The sequence below is a fragment of the Polynucleobacter finlandensis genome, from assembly GCF_018881755.1.
Taxonomy (GTDB): domain Bacteria; phylum Pseudomonadota; class Gammaproteobacteria; order Burkholderiales; family Burkholderiaceae; genus Polynucleobacter; species Polynucleobacter finlandensis.
The window spans coordinates 31,106-50,504 of sequence record NZ_JACVPS010000009.1 but is presented as its reverse complement, the minus strand read 5'-3'; the positions used below and the strand labels follow the sequence as shown (position 1 = coordinate 50,504).

At 47.5% G+C, this 19,399-nt stretch carries 19 protein-coding genes; 4 read left to right on the top strand and 15 right to left on the bottom strand.

Annotated features, from left to right (window positions below):
- Window positions 1-164 precede the first annotated feature (164 nt).
- The 4 genes from rho to ICN49_RS07395 all read left to right on the top strand — a co-directional run bounded on the left by rho (window position 165) and on the right by ICN49_RS07395 (window position 5,166).
- A complete protein-coding gene (rho, locus tag ICN49_RS07410; RefSeq protein WP_216167132.1) occupies window positions 165-1,427 on the top strand; it encodes a transcription termination factor Rho in 1,263 nt (420 codons plus the stop codon).
- Window positions 1,428-1,573: 146 nt separating this feature from the next.
- On the top strand, window positions 1,574-1,921 hold the full coding sequence (locus ICN49_RS07405; RefSeq protein ID WP_216167131.1) for a type B 50S ribosomal protein L31: 348 nt from the start codon (window positions 1,574-1,576) through the stop codon (window positions 1,919-1,921).
- A 131-nt stretch (window positions 1,922-2,052) separates the two neighbouring features.
- Window positions 2,053-3,771, top strand: coding sequence for an ArnT family glycosyltransferase (locus ICN49_RS07400; RefSeq protein ID WP_216167130.1), 1,719 nt, complete (start codon window positions 2,053-2,055; stop codon window positions 3,769-3,771).
- A gap of 3 nt (window positions 3,772-3,774) precedes the next feature.
- Window positions 3,775-5,166 (top strand): MATE family efflux transporter, encoded by a 1,392-nt coding sequence (locus ICN49_RS07395; RefSeq protein WP_216167129.1) that lies wholly within the window; start codon window positions 3,775-3,777, stop codon window positions 5,164-5,166.
- 25 nt (window positions 5,167-5,191) lie between these two features.
- Here ICN49_RS07395 and ICN49_RS07390 read toward each other — a convergent pair whose 3' ends face one another.
- The 15 genes from ICN49_RS07390 to nuoG form a co-directional block, all read right to left on the bottom strand.
- On the bottom strand, window positions 5,192-5,671 hold the full coding sequence (locus ICN49_RS07390; RefSeq protein ID WP_216167128.1) for a glycine zipper family protein: 480 nt from the start codon (window positions 5,669-5,671) through the stop codon (window positions 5,192-5,194).
- 42 nt (window positions 5,672-5,713) lie between these two features.
- Window positions 5,714-6,175 (bottom strand): hypothetical protein, encoded by a 462-nt coding sequence (locus tag ICN49_RS07385; RefSeq protein ID WP_216167127.1) that lies wholly within the window; start codon window positions 6,173-6,175, stop codon window positions 5,714-5,716.
- Window positions 6,176-6,325: 150 nt separating this feature from the next.
- Complete coding sequence (locus tag ICN49_RS07380; protein ID WP_369411518.1) at window positions 6,326-7,309, bottom strand: tripartite tricarboxylate transporter substrate binding protein; 984 nt, start codon at window positions 7,307-7,309, stop codon at window positions 6,326-6,328.
- A 29-nt stretch (window positions 7,310-7,338) separates the two neighbouring features.
- On the bottom strand, window positions 7,339-7,902 hold the full coding sequence (locus ICN49_RS07375) for a disulfide bond formation protein B (RefSeq protein WP_216167124.1): 564 nt from the start codon (window positions 7,900-7,902) through the stop codon (window positions 7,339-7,341).
- On the bottom strand, window positions 7,899-8,057 hold the full coding sequence (locus tag ICN49_RS07370; RefSeq protein WP_216167122.1) for a DUF5993 family protein: 159 nt from the start codon (window positions 8,055-8,057) through the stop codon (window positions 7,899-7,901). The genes ICN49_RS07375 and ICN49_RS07370 overlap by 4 nt, the downstream gene beginning before the upstream one ends.
- A 51-nt stretch (window positions 8,058-8,108) precedes the next feature.
- Window positions 8,109-8,630: a DUF1178 family protein gene (locus tag ICN49_RS07365; RefSeq protein WP_216167120.1), complete on the bottom strand. Its 522-nt coding sequence runs from the start codon at window positions 8,628-8,630 to the stop codon at window positions 8,109-8,111.
- A gap of 53 nt (window positions 8,631-8,683) precedes the next feature.
- Window positions 8,684-9,295, bottom strand: a complete 612-nt coding sequence (locus tag ICN49_RS07360) for an NUDIX domain-containing protein (protein WP_216167119.1) — start codon at window positions 9,293-9,295, stop codon at window positions 8,684-8,686.
- A 150-nt stretch (window positions 9,296-9,445) separates the two neighbouring features.
- Window positions 9,446-10,945 (bottom strand): NADH-quinone oxidoreductase subunit NuoN, encoded by a 1,500-nt coding sequence (gene nuoN, locus ICN49_RS07355; protein WP_216167117.1) that lies wholly within the window; start codon window positions 10,943-10,945, stop codon window positions 9,446-9,448.
- 10 nt (window positions 10,946-10,955) lie between these two features.
- Window positions 10,956-12,422, bottom strand: coding sequence for an NADH-quinone oxidoreductase subunit M (locus ICN49_RS07350; protein WP_216167115.1), 1,467 nt, complete (start codon window positions 12,420-12,422; stop codon window positions 10,956-10,958).
- A gap of 24 nt (window positions 12,423-12,446) precedes the next feature.
- A complete protein-coding gene (nuoL, locus tag ICN49_RS07345) occupies window positions 12,447-14,504 on the bottom strand; it encodes an NADH-quinone oxidoreductase subunit L (protein ID WP_216167114.1) in 2,058 nt (685 codons plus the stop codon).
- A 2-nt stretch (window positions 14,505-14,506) separates the two neighbouring features.
- Window positions 14,507-14,815, bottom strand: a complete 309-nt coding sequence (nuoK, locus tag ICN49_RS07340) for an NADH-quinone oxidoreductase subunit NuoK (RefSeq protein ID WP_216167112.1) — start codon at window positions 14,813-14,815, stop codon at window positions 14,507-14,509.
- Entirely contained in the window at window positions 14,812-15,459 is a 648-nt protein-coding gene (locus ICN49_RS07335; RefSeq protein WP_216167111.1) for an NADH-quinone oxidoreductase subunit J, read from the bottom strand. Before ICN49_RS07335 ends, nuoK begins: the two co-directional genes overlap by 4 nt.
- 21 nt (window positions 15,460-15,480) lie before the next feature.
- Window positions 15,481-15,972 (bottom strand): NADH-quinone oxidoreductase subunit NuoI, encoded by a 492-nt coding sequence (gene nuoI, locus ICN49_RS07330; protein WP_216167109.1) that lies wholly within the window; start codon window positions 15,970-15,972, stop codon window positions 15,481-15,483.
- 11 nt (window positions 15,973-15,983) lie between these two features.
- Window positions 15,984-17,057, bottom strand: a complete 1,074-nt coding sequence (nuoH, locus tag ICN49_RS07325; RefSeq protein ID WP_216167107.1) for an NADH-quinone oxidoreductase subunit NuoH — start codon at window positions 17,055-17,057, stop codon at window positions 15,984-15,986.
- A gap of 8 nt (window positions 17,058-17,065) precedes the next feature.
- On the bottom strand, window positions 17,066-19,384 hold the full coding sequence (gene nuoG, locus ICN49_RS07320; RefSeq protein WP_216167106.1) for an NADH-quinone oxidoreductase subunit NuoG: 2,319 nt from the start codon (window positions 19,382-19,384) through the stop codon (window positions 17,066-17,068).
- Window positions 19,385-19,399: the final 15 nt, after the last annotated feature.

Genomic DNA, 19,399 nt, shown 5'->3' with positions numbered 1-19,399 from the left:
TTCAGTATTTCAACGCACTTACCAGTGCTCCGATTTCCCGCAATTTACTCCCCCTTCTTTTAGCAAATACCCAAAATTCTGTTTTTCTATCTAGTCTTGATCAAGACTAGCGATCTCCCAAAACCATATCCACAAATTCATCTTTATCTATACCCGAGAACCACATGCAATTAACTGAACTCAAAGTCCTCCACGTTTCCGCTCTGCTTGAAATGGCAGCTAGCTTGGAGATTGAAAACACGCAGCGGATGCGCAAACAAGAATTGATGTTTGCCATTTTGAAAAAGCGCGCTAAAGCCGGTGAAATGGTTTTTGGTGACGGTACTTTAGAAGTGTTGCCAGATGGCTTTGGCTTCTTACGCTCTCCTGAAGCCTCTTACATGGCTTCTCCAGACGATATCTATATCTCTCCTGCTCAGATCCGCCGCTTTAACCTGCACACTGGTGACAGCGTTGAAGGTGAAGTGCGTACACCTAAAGATGGTGAGCGTTACTTTGCATTAGTCAAAGTTGACAAGATCAACGGCTTGCCTCCTGAGGCCCTTAAGAACCGCATCATGTTTGAGAACTTGACGCCGCTTCACCCAAATCGCACGATTTTGTTAGAGCGCGATATCAAGGCAGAAGAAAACCTCACAGGTCGCATCATCGACATGATCTCCCCGATCGGCTTTGGCCAACGGGGCTTGATTGTGTCTTCACCGAAGTCCGGTAAGACAGTGATGATGCAGCACATCGCTCACGCGATTGCTGCTAATAACCCAGACGCGATCTTGATCGTTCTGCTCGTTGACGAACGTCCTGAAGAAGTGACCGAGATGCAGCGCTCCGTTCGCGGTGAAGTCGTTGCCTCTACTTTTGATGAGCCAGCAGTACGTCACGTTCAAGTAGCCGAAATGGTGATTGAAAAAGCCAAGCGCTTAGTGGAGATGGGTAAAGATGTGATCATCTTGCTTGACTCCATTACCCGCCTTGCTCGCGCATACAACACGGTTATTCCTTCATCAGGCAAGGTGTTGTCTGGTGGCGTGGATGCCAACGCATTACAACGCCCTAAACGCTTCTTTGGTGCTGCTCGTAACATCGAAGAAGGTGGCTCACTCACCATCATCGCTACTGCCTTGATTGAAACGGGTAGCCGTATGGATGACCTCATCTACGAAGAGTTCAAAGGTACCGGCAACATGGAAGTCCACCTTGAGCGTCGTTTGGCTGAGCGTCGTGTTTACCCATCAATTAACCTTAACAAGTCCGGCACACGTCGTGAAGAGTTGCTGGTTAAAGCTGAAAACCTGCAAAAAATCTGGGTTTTACGCAAGCTTTTGGCCGATATGGACGATATCGAGGCAATGAACTTCATCGTTGATAAGCTCAAATCCACCAAAAATAACGGTGAATTCTTCGACTTAATGCGTAAAGGTGGCTAAAAAGGGGCAGTTTTAGCCCTTTTTAGACTACAAAACCGCGCTTTGTTGTTGATTTCATGGCATAATTTCGCTTTTACTGATTTACCAACCTGGGAAAGTATTTAAGCCAATTTGGCTCAAACGGCTACCCGCTCATAGGACTCAAAATGAAACCTGGCATTCACCCCGAATATCGTGAAATCGTCTTTGTAGACGTTTCAAACAACTTCAGCTTCAAGACTCGCTCCACAATGAACACTAGAGAGAAAATCAAGTGGGAAGATGGCAATGAGTATCCATTGGCCAAGATCGAGACTTCATCAGAATCACACCCTTTTTACACTGGTACCCAGAAGATTATGGATACCGCTGGTCGTGTTGAGAAATTCCGTCAGAAATTCGGTACTAAAGCAGTTGCTAAGGCTGCCGGTGATGGCGTTGCTAAAACAGCTGAGAAAAAAGCTGCAGCAGCAGAAGCTAAAGCAGCAGAAAAGACTTCTAAAAAGAAGGCTTAATCTAGGCTTAGGCACAGACTTACTCATAGCAGGGATTTTGGGGTGTTAACTCCTTCCCTGCGAGATAATGAAGGCAGCGTTTGCTGCCTTTTTTATTGCCTCAGAATTTACTTGCTCCCCCTACTTAGCTAATGGTCAAACTTACCGCCGCCGCCACCAACTCAATTCCGCGCATTATTATTTTTGTGCTGACTTTAGTCTATGGTTTTGCTGGTCTCTTTTTCCGTGATCCCTGGAAGAACGAGGATGCAATTGGTTTTGGCGGTATGTGGACACTCTTTCGCGGTAACTCGCTCGATTGGATTGTTCCGCATCTAGCAGGACGCGATCTTTCTCTGGGTGCACCACTACCGTATTGGATGGGCGCGATTCTCATTGATCTATTTGGTTCTTGGATTGGCGCAGCCAATGCTGCTCGCCTCTACTCTGCGATTTGTTTCTTTGCTGCGGCCTTAGCCATTTGGTATGCGACGTATCTTTTAGGTCGCAGAAATGAAGTGCAACCGATGGCACTCGCTGTGGGTGGTCAACCCAATCGCAAAAACTATGGCATGACCTTGGCCGATGGCGCATTGCTTATCTTCTTAGCCTGCGTTGGTCTTGCGCAGCGTGCTCATGAGACTACGCCAATGATGGCGCAGTTGATGGGTATCAGCATTGTTCTCTACGGCACTGTACGGGGCTTAGATAAGCCATGGCAAGGTGGTCTTTGGACTGGTCTGGGCATTATCATCGTCGCCCTATCGAGCAACCTCACACTCAGCCTGATCGTGGTCACCTCAACCATCATTGCGGTGATTGCTAGTAATGCCAAGTTACGTTTTCGTTGGACGCTTACCAGTACAGTTTTAGGTTTAATGGGTTTTGCGATCTGGCCCATCTTGTGGCAACTAGGTCACATCACTCCTGAGTGGCGTCATATCGCTGAACAAGGCTGGCGCAATATGCCTGAGATGCGCTCAGCACCTTCTCTTGAATCGCTCTCCTTCTTGAGTGTGAACTTCTGGGCTTATGCCTGGCCTGTCTGGCCACTAGCGTTCATTTCTTTGGCTCACTGGGGTCGCGCTAAAGCTGCAGGTGCTTGGCGTGCCCCGCACCTTGCTATACCGCTGAGTTTGTTTATTGGCTGTTTCATTTATGTTCTGTTTCGCGAAGAAGCAAATGAACATGACTTGATGATTTTGATTCCGAGTTTGTCGATCATTGCCGCCTTTAGTTTGCCGATTCTCAAACGCAGTCTCATTAGTTTCATTGACTGGTTTGCGATGTTTAGCTTCACGCTGATTGCACTGGCCATCTGGATTATTTGGCTGGCCAAGGTTACCGGCTATCCCGAAGCAACCGCCGCCAATATTGCTCGGCTACTTCCTGGTTTTCAAGGTCAATTTAATTGGCTCGCTTTTATTGTGGCGATTGTGATTACGGGTTTGTGGGTGTCAGTAGTGCGCTGGAGAACCTCACGTGCTCCAAAAGAAATCTGGCGTTGCTTGATTATTTCTGCATCAGGCACTACTTTGATGTGGGTCTTGCTGATGACTTTATGGCTTCCTACAATCAACTATGCCAAGACCTATCGCCAAGTATCGGCTCGTCTCTCGCAAGTGCTCACTAAAGAATCTGGTTGCATTGACACTACCAATATTGGTCCCGCGCAATTAGCCTCCTTCTCTTACTTTACCAAGCTGACTTTGCGCGATGATTCCAGCTGCCATTGGATGTTGACTCATAATCAATCTGAGGCAAGAGCTTATGCCAGTCTCAACAATAAGAAATTAACCCTTCTCTGGGAAGATCGCCGCGCGTCTGATCGCGATGAACGACTCAGACTCTATCAAGTCAGCGCGGAGTAATGGGTGTTGCACTTTAAGTTATCGCGCCTGCGCGAAGATATTCCTGCTTTACTAAAACTCGCTGGCCCCCTTCTGGTTGGTCAATTGGCAGTCATCGCATTTGGTGTTTTAGATACAGCAATGACCGCGCGCTACTCTGCAGATGACCTTGCTGCACTGGCTATGGCTTCAGCGATTTTCATTAGCATCTATGTTGGCCTAACTGGCGTTATCTCAGCACTCGCGCCAATTGCGGGACAACTTTTTGGTGCCAAACGTTTTGATGAAATCGGTGAAGAAGTTCGCCAAGCCACTTGGCTAGCAGTAGGTCTCACAGTCTTAGGCTGTTTTGTTCTCATGAATGCCGACTACCTCCTAGCCATCTCCAGAATCAAACCGGAGATCGAGGATAAGGCCAGGTTGTATCTCAACATTTTGGCGCTTGGCTTACCAGCTAGCATGGGCATGCGCGTTCTAATGGCGCTGCACAATGCCGTCTCTCGTCCTGCAGTCATTACCGTGGTGCAATTAGTCGGCCTTGGTCTGAAATTGCCTCTCAACCTACTCTTCATTTATGGTGGCTTGGGGATTGAAGGTATGGGCGGTCCGGGGTGCGCAGTTGCTACTGTCATCATCAATTGGTTCTGGCTCATCATTACACTCGGCTTTGTGTTGATTGATCGCTTCTATAGGCCCTTCAAAATCTTTAGTCATTTCAGCAAGCCGGATTGGCATCGCATCTGGGCATTGCTCAAGCTTGGTACTCCCATTGGCTTTAGCTATCTGATTGAGGTGACTTCCTTTACGTTTATGTCTTTGTTTATTGCGCGCTTAGGCACTACTGCACTAGCAGGGCATCAGATTGTCGCCAATATGGGCACGGTCATTTACATGGTGCCACTTTCACTGTCGATCGCAACCATGACTTTGGTATCGCAATCTATTGGCGCGGACAAACAAGAGCGTGCCGAAGAAATTGGTTGGTCTTCTGTGTTCTTTACAACAGTGCTGTGCATCCTCATTGGCATTGGGGTTTGGGTCTTTAAGTTTGAACTCTTAGACTTGTACGACCCCCCCGCAGAAGTGAAAGTATTCTCCGTTCCGCTATTTTTGTTTATTGCTTTTTACCAAGTCTTCGATGCACTACAAGTGACAGCAGCATTTATTCTGCGCGCTTATCGCATCGCTTTTTGGCCAATGCTGATTTATGCTGGCTCACTCTGGGGTGTAGGCCTAGGTGGCGGTTACCTCATGGGATTTAATGTATTTGGTAATACCCCAACATTTTTGCAAGGCGCCAATGGCTTTTGGGCTGGCAATAGTTTGAGCCTTGGGTTGGCTGCTTGCTTTTTACTCTATCTGTTTAGAAGAACGGCGGCACGCTTTGAAAGAACGCATCCGCCAGTTCAAGTCTAAGAACTGATTTCAGCTTTTCTTTGCTTTACTTTACTAAGTTGTAGCTGCCATTCGGGCTTGGTGGGCGATTGCCTGAACTGGGTGCACCGTAACTAGGAACTTGATTACCTTTTGCATACATGCACTGTTGATATGCAATGTTGTATTGGGCCTGCGCTTGGTTTTCTTTTCCGGAAGCATTCATAGCACCCATTGCAGCACCACCTAATAAACCAACGCCCGCACCAGTACCGACGTTAGTATGACTGCCACCGCCAATCACTGCACCAGCAGCTGCGCCCAATGCAGCGCCAAGAGCTGCGCTAGTTGCACCTTCTTTAAGGGCGGCATTGCTAGTGTCCTTTACAGCATCAGCAGCAAACACACGACACTGTTGATCTTCTTGTTGGAATACTTCAAACGGCTTACCTTCACGTGGCATGATCGCGATGGTTGGACCAGTTGGTGCAGATACGCAAGCAACTAAAGAAGTAATTAGCGCCGCAGACAGAATTAAACGTTTCATTAGAAATCCTTTTTTACTCAATTTTTTACTTGTTATAGGCGATTAATTATTGGGTCTTTGTGGTTTTACGCCGCTCGATGGTGGAATCGCCGGTTGAGCCTGCCAGCCTGAGGAACACTCTTGTACGTATGGGAAAAATTGCCCACTTGCTTGGCAAAAATACCAAACTGCTGGTTGGGGTTGTGAAGCCAAAACCATGGGCTGTGGTGGCGCATAAGCCACTGGTGGTGCATAGACAACTGGAGGTGAATAATAGCCAGCATAGGGATAGCCGTAAGGGCCGCCGTAATAACCGCCACCATAAGCCCAATTACCGCGCCAACCTGGACCATAGTGACCACCCCAGCCCGGTCCGTATGCCGCTGGACGCCAACCACCGCCGCCATAGCCGCCACCGACAGAAACATTCCAGCCAACATGACCCGCTTGGGCAGCCGCCGGAAAAACAGCAGTTAGCCCTGTAAGCGCCAAGCCCAGCACGATGTACTTTTTAAACTGTTTCATATTTGACCCCTCTAATTGGTCAGTTCTCACTTTTCAGTCTACGCTGAGTCAGCCCTTTTGGTAAGACTGCTTGCAAGGCTTTATTAGTGAATATTCTTATCTATTTAACGCCTCAGAAAATACTAAGCTGACAAGAAAAGTACTTATTTCTTACTCGACTTTAGCTCCGGACTGATGGACGACCCTAGACCATTTACTAGTCTCAGATTGAATCAATTTAGTCAGCTCTTTGGGGCTGCCAGGGGCCGGCTCTAAGCCACCCTCTAGAAGTCTATTGCGGACTTGAGGGTTATTGAGGGTTTGACGCGTTAAGGCATTTAGCCGCTTTTGGACTGCAACGGGCAAATTAGCAGGCGCCATTAAAGAGAACCAGGAGGTCGCCTCAAAACCATGCAGACCCTGCTCTGCTAGCGTCGGAATATCTGGAGCAGCCGGAGAGCGTTTTAAGGTGGTCACACCCAAAGCCTGCACTTCACCGGCTTTAATTAGCGGCAAAGAAGAAGAAAGGTTATCAAACAGCATGGAGATTCGGCCACTGATTAAATCAGGCAAAGATTGCGCCCTCCCTTTGTATGGAATATGCCTAATCTCAACACCAGCCATCTCTTTAAATAACTCGCCAGACATGTGCAAAGAAGTACCAACCCCAGAAGAACCAAAGGTGAGTTGATTGGGTTTTGTTTTGGCCATTTCAATCAACTCATGCAAATTATTAACGCCGAGGCGTTTATTCACAATCAGCACATTGGGCGTGCTTGCCAAGAAACTAATGGGTGTGAAATCCTTAATCGGATCGTAAGACATCTTTTCATAAAGAGCCCCATTAATCGCATGAATACCCACCGTACCAATGAGTAAGGTGTAGCCATCAGGATCGCTTTTGGCTACCATCTCTGCGCCGATGTTGCCGCCAAATCCAGGGCGATTCTCGACTAAGACGGGTACACCTAAGCTCTCTTGCCAACTTTGCGCTAGGACGCGCGCCAAGACATCAGGAGCGCCACCAGGGGTGAAGGTAACAATGATGCGAATGGGCTGTGTAGGCCAAGTCAACGAATTGGGTTTTGATTGGGCATTCGCTGTGACGCTAACTAGCAAACCGATCGTCAGTAAGCTAGCGAAGAGCTTCTTCACCGCTGTGGATAAATGCAATGTTGGCAAACTTAAAATCCGAAACGCGTGCGTAACCAAATCCATCCATCGTATTTGACAGGATCATCAGCACAGGGGCCAATGCCGCACTCTAATAAAGTCGAAACTAGATTACCCAAGACCAATAGCAGGAACAGGATGACTAAGGTATTGGCAAACCAAGAGCGTGAGCGAATCTCACGATTGGGCAGCATTAACAAAATGGCTAGGCCTGCCAATAGGCCGACATAACCAACAAAAGCCCATGTATAAAAATGTAGCTCTAAGAATGTTGCGCCGTACCCCTTATCACCGGGCAATACATGCAGGAGGACTTGACGTAATGACACCATCATGCCGACCAAGCCGCCCATGATGCCCCAACCGTAATGCGCTGAGTGCGCACCAAAACGAATATTGAGAACTAGCGCAAAACCAATGATCACAAAACCCATGCGCTGCATTAAACACAGCGGGCAAGGTAATTCACCAAAGTAGAGTTGATCAACAAAAGCGTAGGATAGGACGCCAACCACTGCCAATAAGGCGAGTTGATTACCGAGTCCGGCAAGCGAAGGGAAGGATTGCTTGCTCACAGGCTGATATTGAGGTGATTGGTAGCGTGGAAATGAAACCAGTAAACCAAAATGAGCGTGGTTAGCGCCAAGAGCGCTAAGCCTGCAAAACGCCGATCAAACCAGACCAAAACGAGTCCGATAAAAGCTGTCAGAAAAGGCAGGTACATATACATACAGGAATTCTATCCTAGGATGATTAACCCTAGGCAGATACAAGAATAGACTTACTGCAGGGTATTTTTGAAGGCAGGCAACATTGGCATAGCCAAAACCTCAATGCCCTCTTCACGCAGGGCCTCTGCCTCGTCTATGGTGGTCTGACCACGAATACTGCGCTCAGGAGATTCTTTGTAATGAATCTTGCGAGCTTCCTCGGCAAAAGAATTGCCGACATCTTCAGACCGACCCATAAGGTCGCGCATGCCCTTTAAAAAGGCAGCCTGAACCTGCGCCTCCAATTGACCATGATCGCTGCCTGTAAGCGCTACAACATCACCACTTAGGCTACCAGTATTGATGTTCCCATTACTCACCGCCAATTCTGTAGAGATGGATGGCTTGATAGATTCCTTCGCAGTACCTGACTTGGCGATGTGAGGCGCTGAAGGCATCCGCGTGATTTCAGTATTGTCACAAACCGGGCAAGCGAGCATGCCCTTGTCTTGCTGAGCAAGGCAATCCTCTTCAGAGGCAAACCATCCTTCAAAGCGATGATCTAAGGGGCAAGAGAGGTTATAAACTTTCATAAGACCTATATAGGGGCAAAAACAGCAAATTCAATACCTTGATTTTAATAGGTTTATTTGGATGCCTCCGGAATCGGCTTTGCTTGCACCAAGCCACGGCGATGGCGATCCAGCCAGTAAGTCGAAATCGTCGTTTTAACGTCGGTAATTTCACCGTCCTCTACCCAAGCTAGCAACTGCTCTAAAGGGGCTGCAAAGACGTCTAAAAACTCTTCATCATCAAGATGACTTTTGCCTGGCATCAAGCCCTCTGCCAAATAGATGTCGATAAATTCTGTTGAATACGAGATCACTGGATGAATGCGGCGAATATAGCTCCATTTTGTTGCCGTGTAACCAGTCTCTTCTTCTAGCTCTCTTTTGGCGCACAGTAATGGATCTTCGCCAATCTCCAATTTACCTGCTGGTATTTCTATACAGGCCTTAGCAATGGGATAGCGATACTGACGCTCTAACAGCACCCTGCCATCATCCAAAATCGCCAATACCGCCACAGCGCCCGGATGGGTTAAATACTCGCGTACAGCTTCTCCGCCATCGGGAAGGCTCACCTTATCGCACTTCATGTTTAAAAAGATGCCACCATAGATATCTTCGCCGGAGATACGCTCTTCTCGCAGATGCGCATCACCACTAGGGAGATCTTGAAAGGATTTTTCAGTCATGTGTATTTATGCTCATATCAATTACGGGTATGGGGTCATCATACAAAACCCAGATGACATTTGTGCAAAAGCACAAAATAATAAAGGCTCCGAAGTATGCACTTGGGAGCCTTTAGTTTGGGTCTTGCCCTAATCTTTAACTGTCTTGTATTACGCGCCTAGCAAGGTACGACGCATCGCATCCAAACAAATCGTCATCAAACCAGATGGGAAGATGCCGATGACCAGAACCAAGATCGCATTTAAACCCAATAGGCCGCGAGCAAAGGTAGAGCCGGTGATTGTCAATTCATGGTCAGGCTCATCAAAGTACATGACCTTAACAATTCTCAAATAGTAGAAAGCACCAATCAATGAAGTGATCACAGCAATGATGGCTAAGAATGTATGTTCAGCATCCACCAAAGCTTCGAGTACGCCTAACTTCGCAGCAAAACCCACTGTTGGCGGAATACCAGCCAAGGAGAACATCAATACTAAGCCGATGAAGGCATACCAAGGATGTTTCTTATTTAAGCCTTTGAGGCCTTCTATGGTTTCGCAGTCATAACCCTTGCGAGAAAGCATCATCAATAAACCGAAGCTGCCCAAGGTAGTCATGACATAAGTAATGACATAGAACATGGATGCGCTAAAGGCATGATCATCAAATACTGAGAGCATACCTAACAACACAAAGCCCATCTGCGCAATCGCAGAGTAAGCCAGCATGCGTTTAATGTTGGTTTGCGCAATCGCTGTAACGTTACCCAAAATCAATGAGAGAACAGCGAGCAGAACCAACATCGGCTGCCAGTCCCCTAAGAGCGGCAAGAGTGTGTTTACGAGCAAGCGGAATAACAATGCAAAGGCCGCTAACTTTGGTGCAGCAGCAATCATCAAGGTCACCGCAGTTGGTGCACCTTGATAAACATCTGGTACCCACATGTGGAATGGGACAACGCCCAACTTAAAGGCCAAGCCAGCCACGATAAATACGAGGCCAAAAGCCATGACTAAATGGTTAATGCGTGGGTCAGCAACGGTTTTGAAGATCTCAATCAGATCTAAAGAACCAGTGACGCCGTAAAGCATCGACATGCCGTAGAGCAAGAAACCAGAAGCTAACGCACCTAAGATGAAGTACTTAATCGCTGCCTCAACACTCTTCTCACTAGTGCGGCGCATCGCTACCAAAGCATACGTAGGTAAAGCCATCAACTCTAGACCAAGATACAAGGTTAAAAGATTCGATCCAGAGATCAATACCAATTGACCTAACAAGGCGAGCAAGCTCAGAACAATAAAGTCTGGGCGGAACATGTTGTGGTCTTTTAAATACTGCTTAGAGTAGATCAAGCTCACCAATACTGCGCCGCAAGAACAGGCCTTCAGAAGATTGGAGAATGGATCAGACTGAAATAAGCCATTCATGGCTACTTGAGATACATCACCCATGCGACCCAAAAATGCGATCACCATGTATGCCAACAAGATGATCGAGAAGAAATACACAAAACCAACGCCACGCGGCGTGTGGAAGATGTCCTGCTCTACTCCAGGAGTCGCTGGCTGTCTCTCTGGAACATAAACACTAGCAACCAACAATAGGCAGGCGGCTACGAGTAAAACAAGTTCCGGCAGGATGGCGTATAGGTCGAATGCTTGCATTTGCTTTTACTCAGAGTTTGCTGACAGCAACGTGCTGTAGCAGATTAATTACAGCTGGATGAATAATGTCAGTGAATGGTTTTGGATACACACCCATACCAATCACGCAAATCGTCAATACAGCCATCATGAAATACTCGCGACCGTTGAGGTCTTGCAGCTCCTCAACATGCTTGTTATTGACTGTGCCAAAGAACACGCGCTTGACCATCCACAAGGAATAAGCGGCACCAAGAATCAATGCGGTAGCAGCCAAGATACCGATCACGAAATCATAGTCAACTGCCGCCAAAATCACCATAAACTCACCTACGAAACCGGAAGTCGCTGGTAAACCACAGTTGGCCATCGCCATCAATACGGCAAATGCTGTGAAGGCAGGCATGCGATGCACTACGCCACCGAAATCGGCAATTTGACGGGTATGCATACGGTCATAAAGCACGCCGATACAGAGGAACATGGCACCAGCCACAAAGCCGTGTGAAATCATTTGCACAATACCGCCCTCAATGCCAAGCGGACTAAACATAAAGAAGCCAAGAGTTACAAAACCCATGTGCGCCACTGATGAGTAAGCCACGAGTTTTTTCATATCCTTCTGAACGAGGGCAACAGCGCCAACATAGATCACAGCTACAAGAGATAAGAAGATTACAAATGGGCCGAGGTATTGGCTCGCATCTGGCGCAATGGGTAATGAAAACCGCAAGAAGCCATAAGCACCGAGTTTCAACATAATCGCTGCCAAGACTACTGAGCCGCCGGTTGGCGCCTCAACGTGAACGTCAGGCAACCAAGTATGCAATGGCCACATTGGCACCTTCACAGCAAACGCCATGAAGAAGGCAAAGAACAACAAAATCTGCTCAACGATATCGAGGCGGGCATTTTGCCAAGCTGCAATATCAAAGGTATTGGTTACGTTGTACAGGTACAGCATGGCAACCAAAGTTAGCAAGGAGCCAAGCAAGGTGTACAAGAAGAACTTAAATGCCGCATAGATACGGTTATGACCGCCCCACACACCGATGATGATGTACATCGGGATCAAGGTGGCTTCGAAAAATACGTAGAACAGCAATGCATCTAATGCCGCAAATACACCAATCATCAGACCCGAAAGGATCATGAATGAAGCCATGTATTGGGAAACTTTAGTAGTAATCGATTGCCAAGAAGCAATCACCACAAAAATGTTGATAAATGCCGTCAGCACAATGAACCAAACAGAAATGCCATCAATACCCAAGTGGTAGTTGATGTCATAACGCGGAATCCAGCTAATCTTCTCGACGAACTGCATGCCAGGGTTGGCAATATCAAACTGAATGATCAAAGGCAAGGTTGCGATAAAGCCAATCACAGAGCCGACCAGCGCTAACCAGCGAACACCGGCAGTCGGCTTCTCTGACCCATAAAACAAAATGATGAGTCCGAAGAAAATCGGGATCCAGATGGCGAATGAAAGAATCATAGTGGCTACTTAAGTAACAAAGGCCTAGCGAACAAAAGGCAGGTAAGCGTACAAAACCCAAGCTAACAATACCGCCAAGCCCGCAATCATCGCGAAAGCATAGTGATAGAGATAACCGGATTGCAAATGGCGAATCACACCAGCAAAACGCCCAACGACATGCGCACTGCCGTTAACTAAGAAACCATCGATAACCTTCTGGTCACCGCGATGCCACAAGACACCACCGATCCAAAGCAAGCCCTTAGCAAATACGGCTTGGTTCAAATCATCGAGATAGTATTTGTTGTCCAACAACTTCTTGATGGGTGCAAATGTTTCTGCAAACTTAGCAGGCAACTTCGGCATCCAGAGGTAACCGATGGCAGCAGTCAACACACCGAGTGCAACCAATAGCAAGACTGGTGAAGTAAATGCATGAATGGCCATCGCGATTGGGCCATGGAATTCTTCTGCAAGCTCAACCATCGCTGGGTGTTTGCTGATATCGACAAATATGGAATCGCCGAAGAACTGACCAAATAACATTGGCTCAATCGTGTAGAAGCCAATAATCACCGATGGAATTGCCAGGAGAATCAATGGCAAGGTCACTACTAATGGAGATTCGTGTGGCTTTTGACCTGGAGCTAGACCATGGTGTGCGTGGTCATCGCCCTGCTCTGCGTGGTCATGGTGATGATCGTGCGCATGAGAATCATGTCCCCAGCGGGCTTTGCCATGGAATACATAGAAGTACAGGCGGAATGAATACAAAGCTGTTACAAAGACGCTCGCCATGACTGCGAAGTAAGCAAATCCAGATCCCGCGATATGGCTTGCAGCTACCGCTTCAATAATCGAATCTTTGGAGTAAAAGCCAGAGAAGAATGGCGTGCCGATCAATGCAAGGTTGCCGAGCAACATCATCAAGCAGGTAATTGGCATGTATTTCCACAGGCCACCCATCTTGCGCATATCTTGCTCATGGTGCATTCCTAAAATGACGCTACCAGCAGCAAGGAACAGGAGTGCTTTGAAGAATGCGTGCGTCATCAAATGGAAGATGGCGACTGGATAAGCTGATACACCTAGCGCCACAGTCATGTAACCCAATTGAGACAAGGTTGAATACGCAACCACGCGCTTGATATCGTTTTGCACAATACCGAGGAAACCCATAAAGAGGGCTGTAATGGAGCCAATGATGACAATGAAACTCAAAGCAGTGTCAGACAACTCAAAGAGAGGTGACATGCGAGCTACCATGAAGATGCCGGCGGTAACCATGGTTGCAGCGTGAATCAATGCAGAAATTGGGGTTGGGCCTTCCATGGAATCTGGCAACCAGACGTGCAATGGAAACTGAGCTGATTTACCCATCGCGCCGATGAAGAGGCAGATACAGGCAACGGTCAATAAGCTCCAGCTAGTGCCCGGCAATACTTGGGCTGCCAAGGCAGTGTTCTGCGCAAAGATCGCGTCATAGTTCATCGAACCGGTGCTAGCCAATAACAAGCCAATGCCTAAGATGAAACCAAAGTCACCTACGCGGTTCACCAAGAAGGCCTTCATGTTGGCAAATACAGCTGACTGGCGTTCAAAATAGAAACCAATCAACAGGTAAGACACAACGCCTACCGCTTCCCATCCGAAGAAGAGTTGCAAGAGGTTATTACTCATCACCAACATCAACATGGCGAAGGTAAATAAGGAGATATAGGAGAAGAAACGGTTGTAACCCTCTTCACCCTTCATGTAACCAATGGTGTAGATATGAACCATCAAAGATACAAAGGTCACAACACACATCATCGTGGCTGTGAGTGGATCGATCAGGAAACCAATATCCAGATTGAGCTCACCCAACTGCATCCAGCGATACACGGTACCGTTGAAGTAGAAACCATCCATGACCTGCACGAGTACGTTGCAAGACAAAACAAAGGCGATCATCACACCCAGAATGGTCACAAACTGGCATGCGCCATGCCCGATTCGGTTACCACCAAGCTTAGTACCTAGAAGGCCGGCAATCGCAGAGCCAAGCAATGGCGCCAGTGGAATGGCACAGAGGACAGGAAGAGTTAAGGTCAATTGCATTACTAGCCTTTTAAGTGGTCAAGGTCTTCAGCATTGATGGTGTCAACCTTACGGAAGAGCACTACCAAGATTGCCAAACCAATCGCCGCTTCCGCAGCAGCCACAGTCAAAATAAAGAATACGAATACTTGACCAGCCATATCGCCCAAGTAATGGGAGAAGGCAACGAAGTTCATGTTCACCGAGAGAAGCATTAACTCGATGCACATTAAGAGCACGATGACGTTCTTACGGTTTAAGAAAATACCAATCACGCTAGTCGCAAACAAAATTGCACCAAGCACTAAGTAGTGAGCCAGGGTAATGTTCATTTCTTCTCCCCTCTAGCATCTTGCTTTGCAGCCATATCGCTATCCATCTTCACCATCCGCATGCGGTCAGCAGCAACCACATTGACCTGATAGGAGATGTCTTGTGACTTAGCATCTTTGCGATTGCGCAGCGTCAAGGCAACTGCAGCAATGATTGCTACCAAGAGGATCACACCAGCAACCTCAAAGGCATAGACATAATCAACAAAGATCAACATACCCAAAGCATGGGTATTACTATTACCAAGCTCTTCCAGCATGGGTTGCACTGGTGCTGTTGTGCCAATAAAACTACGAATCAAGACAATCGATAGCTCAAGAACAATCACTACGCCCATCAAGAAAGCGATAGGTAGGAATTTTTTGAAGTCTCTGCGTAAATGCTCAATATCGAGGTCAAGCATCATGACCACAAACAAGAAGAGCACCATCACTGCGCCTACATAAACCAGAATCAGGGCCAAACTCAAGAACTCAGCCTTGAGCAGCATCCATAAGCCAGAAGCACAGAAGAAAGCCAGAACCAAGAACAAGGCCGCATGAATTGGGTTACGCGCTGTCACCACACGCACAGCAGAAATCACCAGCAAACCGGCAAAGGCATAAAAGAAGACTGGGAAGAGGAAGGAGGTATCGAATGTCATATGAATGTTTGCTCTATTCGATTAACGATAAGGCGCATCAGCAGCGCGGTTGGCGGCAATATCTGTTTCATAGCGATCACCCACAGCCAAGAGCATTTCTTTTGTGAAATACAAATCGCCACGCTTATCACCAAAGTATTCAAAGATATTGGTCTCAACAATCGCATCTACTGGGCAAGCTTCTTCACAGAAACCACAGAAAATGCACTTGGTTAAATCGATGTCATAGCGAGTGGTACGGCGAGTACCATCATCACGCTCATCAGTCTCAATCGTGATGGCGTATGCAGGACATACTGCTTCACAGAGTTTGCAGCCAATGCAGCGCTCTTCCCCGCTCTCGTAACGGCGCAAGGCATGCAAGCCGCGAAAGCGTGGTGACAGAGGAGTCTTCTCTTCTGGATATTGAATCGTGATTTTTGGCTTAAAGAGGTAACGACCGGTAATAGACATACCGATCAAGATCTCTTTGAGCATCAAGCTATTGAGGAATTGGGAAATTTTCTTAAACATGATTGATCAACTTATTTCCAGATATTCCATGGGGATACCACCCACGCGCCGACGACAACCACCCAAAATACAGAGATGGGAATAAAGATCTTCCAACCCAAGCGCATGATTTGGTCATAGCGATAGCGTGGCAATGTGGCACGCAACCAGATCACACAAGACAAGAGGAAGAATGTCTTGCCGAACAACCAGAAGAAGCCTGGAATATCACGCAAGATTGGTAAATCAACAATCGGCAACCAGCCACCTAAGAACATCGTTGCTGATAATGCTGCGATCAAGATCATGTTGGCGTATTCAGCCAAGAAGAACATCGCAAAAGCCATTCCAGAATACTCAACCATGTGGCCAGCAACAATCTCAGACTCACCCTCCACCACGTCAAATGGATGACGGTTGGTTTCAGCTACACCAGAGATAAAGTAAATCAAGAACATTGGCAGCAATGGCAACCAGTTCCAAGAGAGGAAGTTCAAGCCCATGCTAGCGAAATAACCCTGCTCTTGCGAAGCCACAACAGTGCTGAGGTTCAAAGAGCCTGATGTGAGCAATACCGTCACTAGAGCAAAGCCCATCGCAATCTCATAAGAGATCATTTGTGATGAGGCACGCATTGCACCAAGGAATGGATATTTAGAGTTAGATGACCAACCCGCCAAAATCACGCCGTAGACACCAACCGAAGAAATCGCCATGACATACAAGAGGCCGGCATTGACATCAGCCAAAACCATCTTGGCTTGGAAAGGAATAACAGCCCAGGCTGCAAACGCAGGCATGATCACCATGACTGGAGCAATGAAATAAAGCACTTTGCTTGCTTGCGCAGGCGTGATGACCTCTTTGAGCAACAGTTTTAATGCATCAGCGATTGGCTGCAGCAAACCTAAAGGACCTACGCGGTTTGGTCCCAGACGAATGTGCATCCAGCCAATCAGCTTACGTTCCCACAGTGTGAGGTAGGCAACGCAGCCAAACATCGGTAATACGATGATGACGATTCTGACTAAAGCCCAAACGAGGGGCCACAGGGAGCCAAAAATGGCTTCGCCTTGGGTTGTAACGAGGTTCAAGAAATTATCCATCTCGTCCCTTATGCCTTGCTGACAGTTACAGGACCAAACATCGATCCTAATTTCGCACTAGCTGTAGTGCCCGCAGAAATCCGTACCGAACCAGCAGCCAAACTTGCTTCCAATGTTGCTGGTAAATCCACTGATTGAGATCCTTGAGTTACGCGCACAGCATCACCCTCTTTTAATCCCAATTCAGTAAAGAGTTTTTGACCTAAGCCAACTTGATTGCCCCGTTTAGCATCACGCGTTAAGTGCAATGCTGATGAGCGACGAACAATTTGATCGCCTGCATAGATATTCACATCTGCCAAGCGCTCTAAGCCATTTAATGGCGCCAAATTACCGTTTGCCAAAGCATTAACAGTTGCTTGGTTACTCAACTTGGTGCAGTAGTTATCACCCAGCGCATCGCCCAATACTTCTTCAGGCATGTTGTAGAGGAAGCCGTCTAAATTCAGTAGGCCGCCAAGCACACGCAATACTTTCCATGCTGGACGAGAGTCACCCAAAGGCTTGACTGCAGGCTGAATCGTTTGGATTCTGCCTTCAGCATTCACAAATGTAGAAACTGTTTCAGTGAAAGCAGTAATTGGCAGAATCACATCGGCCACTTCCAGGATATCAGCGCTCTTATAAGCGCTGAATGCGATTACAGTGTTTGCTTTAGCTAAAGCTACTCTGGCCTGTTGTGGGTTAGGTAAATCAGAGTCAGGCTCAAGATTCATCAAGATGACTGCACGACGCTCGCCAGATAGAACTGAATCCACGCCAGCACCGTTTGCACCGACCAAGCCAGCGCCGACTGCATTACCACCTACCGGCAAGAAGCCTAAGGTAGCACCAGTTTGCTCAGCAATGAACTGCGCTAATACATGTAAGTCTGTTGCATGAGGATGGGCAATCGCAGCAGAACCTAGTAATACCGCTGTTGTCGCACCAGAAATCAAGCTATCTGCAACTGATTGAGCTGCTGCAGAAATCGGCAAATTAAAAGTGCCCGCTGGAGCTGCAACCGATTTGGCTTTAGCAACTGCTAGAGCGACTTCGCTCAAAGCATTTAACCAAGCGCTTGGTGTGGCAGAAATACTTGCAGCAGTTGGGATTAACCAATCGTCGCCGCCAGCATCGATACGGTGCACCACTAAACCACGCTTAGTCGCTGTGCGTAAACGGGCTGCGATCACTGGCTGATCTTTGCGTAAGAAGCTACCAATGACCAAGGCGCGATCAAGCTCGCTTAATTTAGCCACTGTCATGCCGAGCCATGGAGCCGCGGCTGCACCCTTCACATCAGTTTGGCGTAAACGGGCTTCAACTTGGTTTGAACCCAAGCCACGAATTAATTTCTGGAGAAGGTATAGCTCTTCAGTGCTGGAGATTGGATGCGCTAAAGCAGCTACTGCTTCAGGACCGCTCTCAGCAGAAATCGTTTTGAGTGAATGTGCCACATAATCCATGGCAGATTCCCAATCTGTTTCTAACCACTGACCGCCCTGTTTCACCATTGGCGTTGTGACACGATCTGCACTATTTAAACCTTCATACGCAAAACGATCACGATCGCTAATCCAGCACTCATTGATGGCTTCGTTTTCTAAAGCAACGACACGCATCACTTTGTTTGCTTTGGTTTGAATGGTAGTGTTGCTACCCAAACTATCGTGTGGGCTGACTGAGCGCTTACGGCCCAACTCCCAAGTACGGGCTGCATAGCGGAATGGCTTGCTGGTCAATGCGCCTACTGGGCATATATCAATCATGTTTCCAGATAACTCTGAATCAATCGTTTGGCCAAGGAAGGTGGTGATTTCTGAATGCTCACCACGATTGACCATACCCAATTCCATCACGCCGGCCACTTCTTGACCAAAACGTACACAACGGGTGCAATGAATACAACGTGACATCTCTTGCATCGAGATGAGCGGTCCAACATTCTTATGAAAGACAACGCGCTTCTCTTCGTCGTAGCGAGATTCAGATTTACCGTATCCCACAGCTAAGTCTTGCAATTGGCACTCACCACCTTGATCGCAAATTGGGCAATCCAATGGGTGGTTAATGAGCAAGAACTCCATCACAGAGCGCTGCGCTTCTACCGCTTTAGCGGAATGCGTAAAGACTTTCATGCCTTGCGTTACTGGTGTTGCACAAGCAGGCAATGGTTTTGGAGCTTTCTCTACTTCAACCAAGCACATGCGGCAGTTAGCAGCAATAGACAATTTCTTGTGATAGCAGAAGTGAGGGATGTAGCTGCCGAGCTTAGCCGCGGCGTGCATCACCGTAGAACCTTGCGGAACATCTACTATCTTGCCATCTAATTCGATTTCTACCATGCTCACTTTATGAAG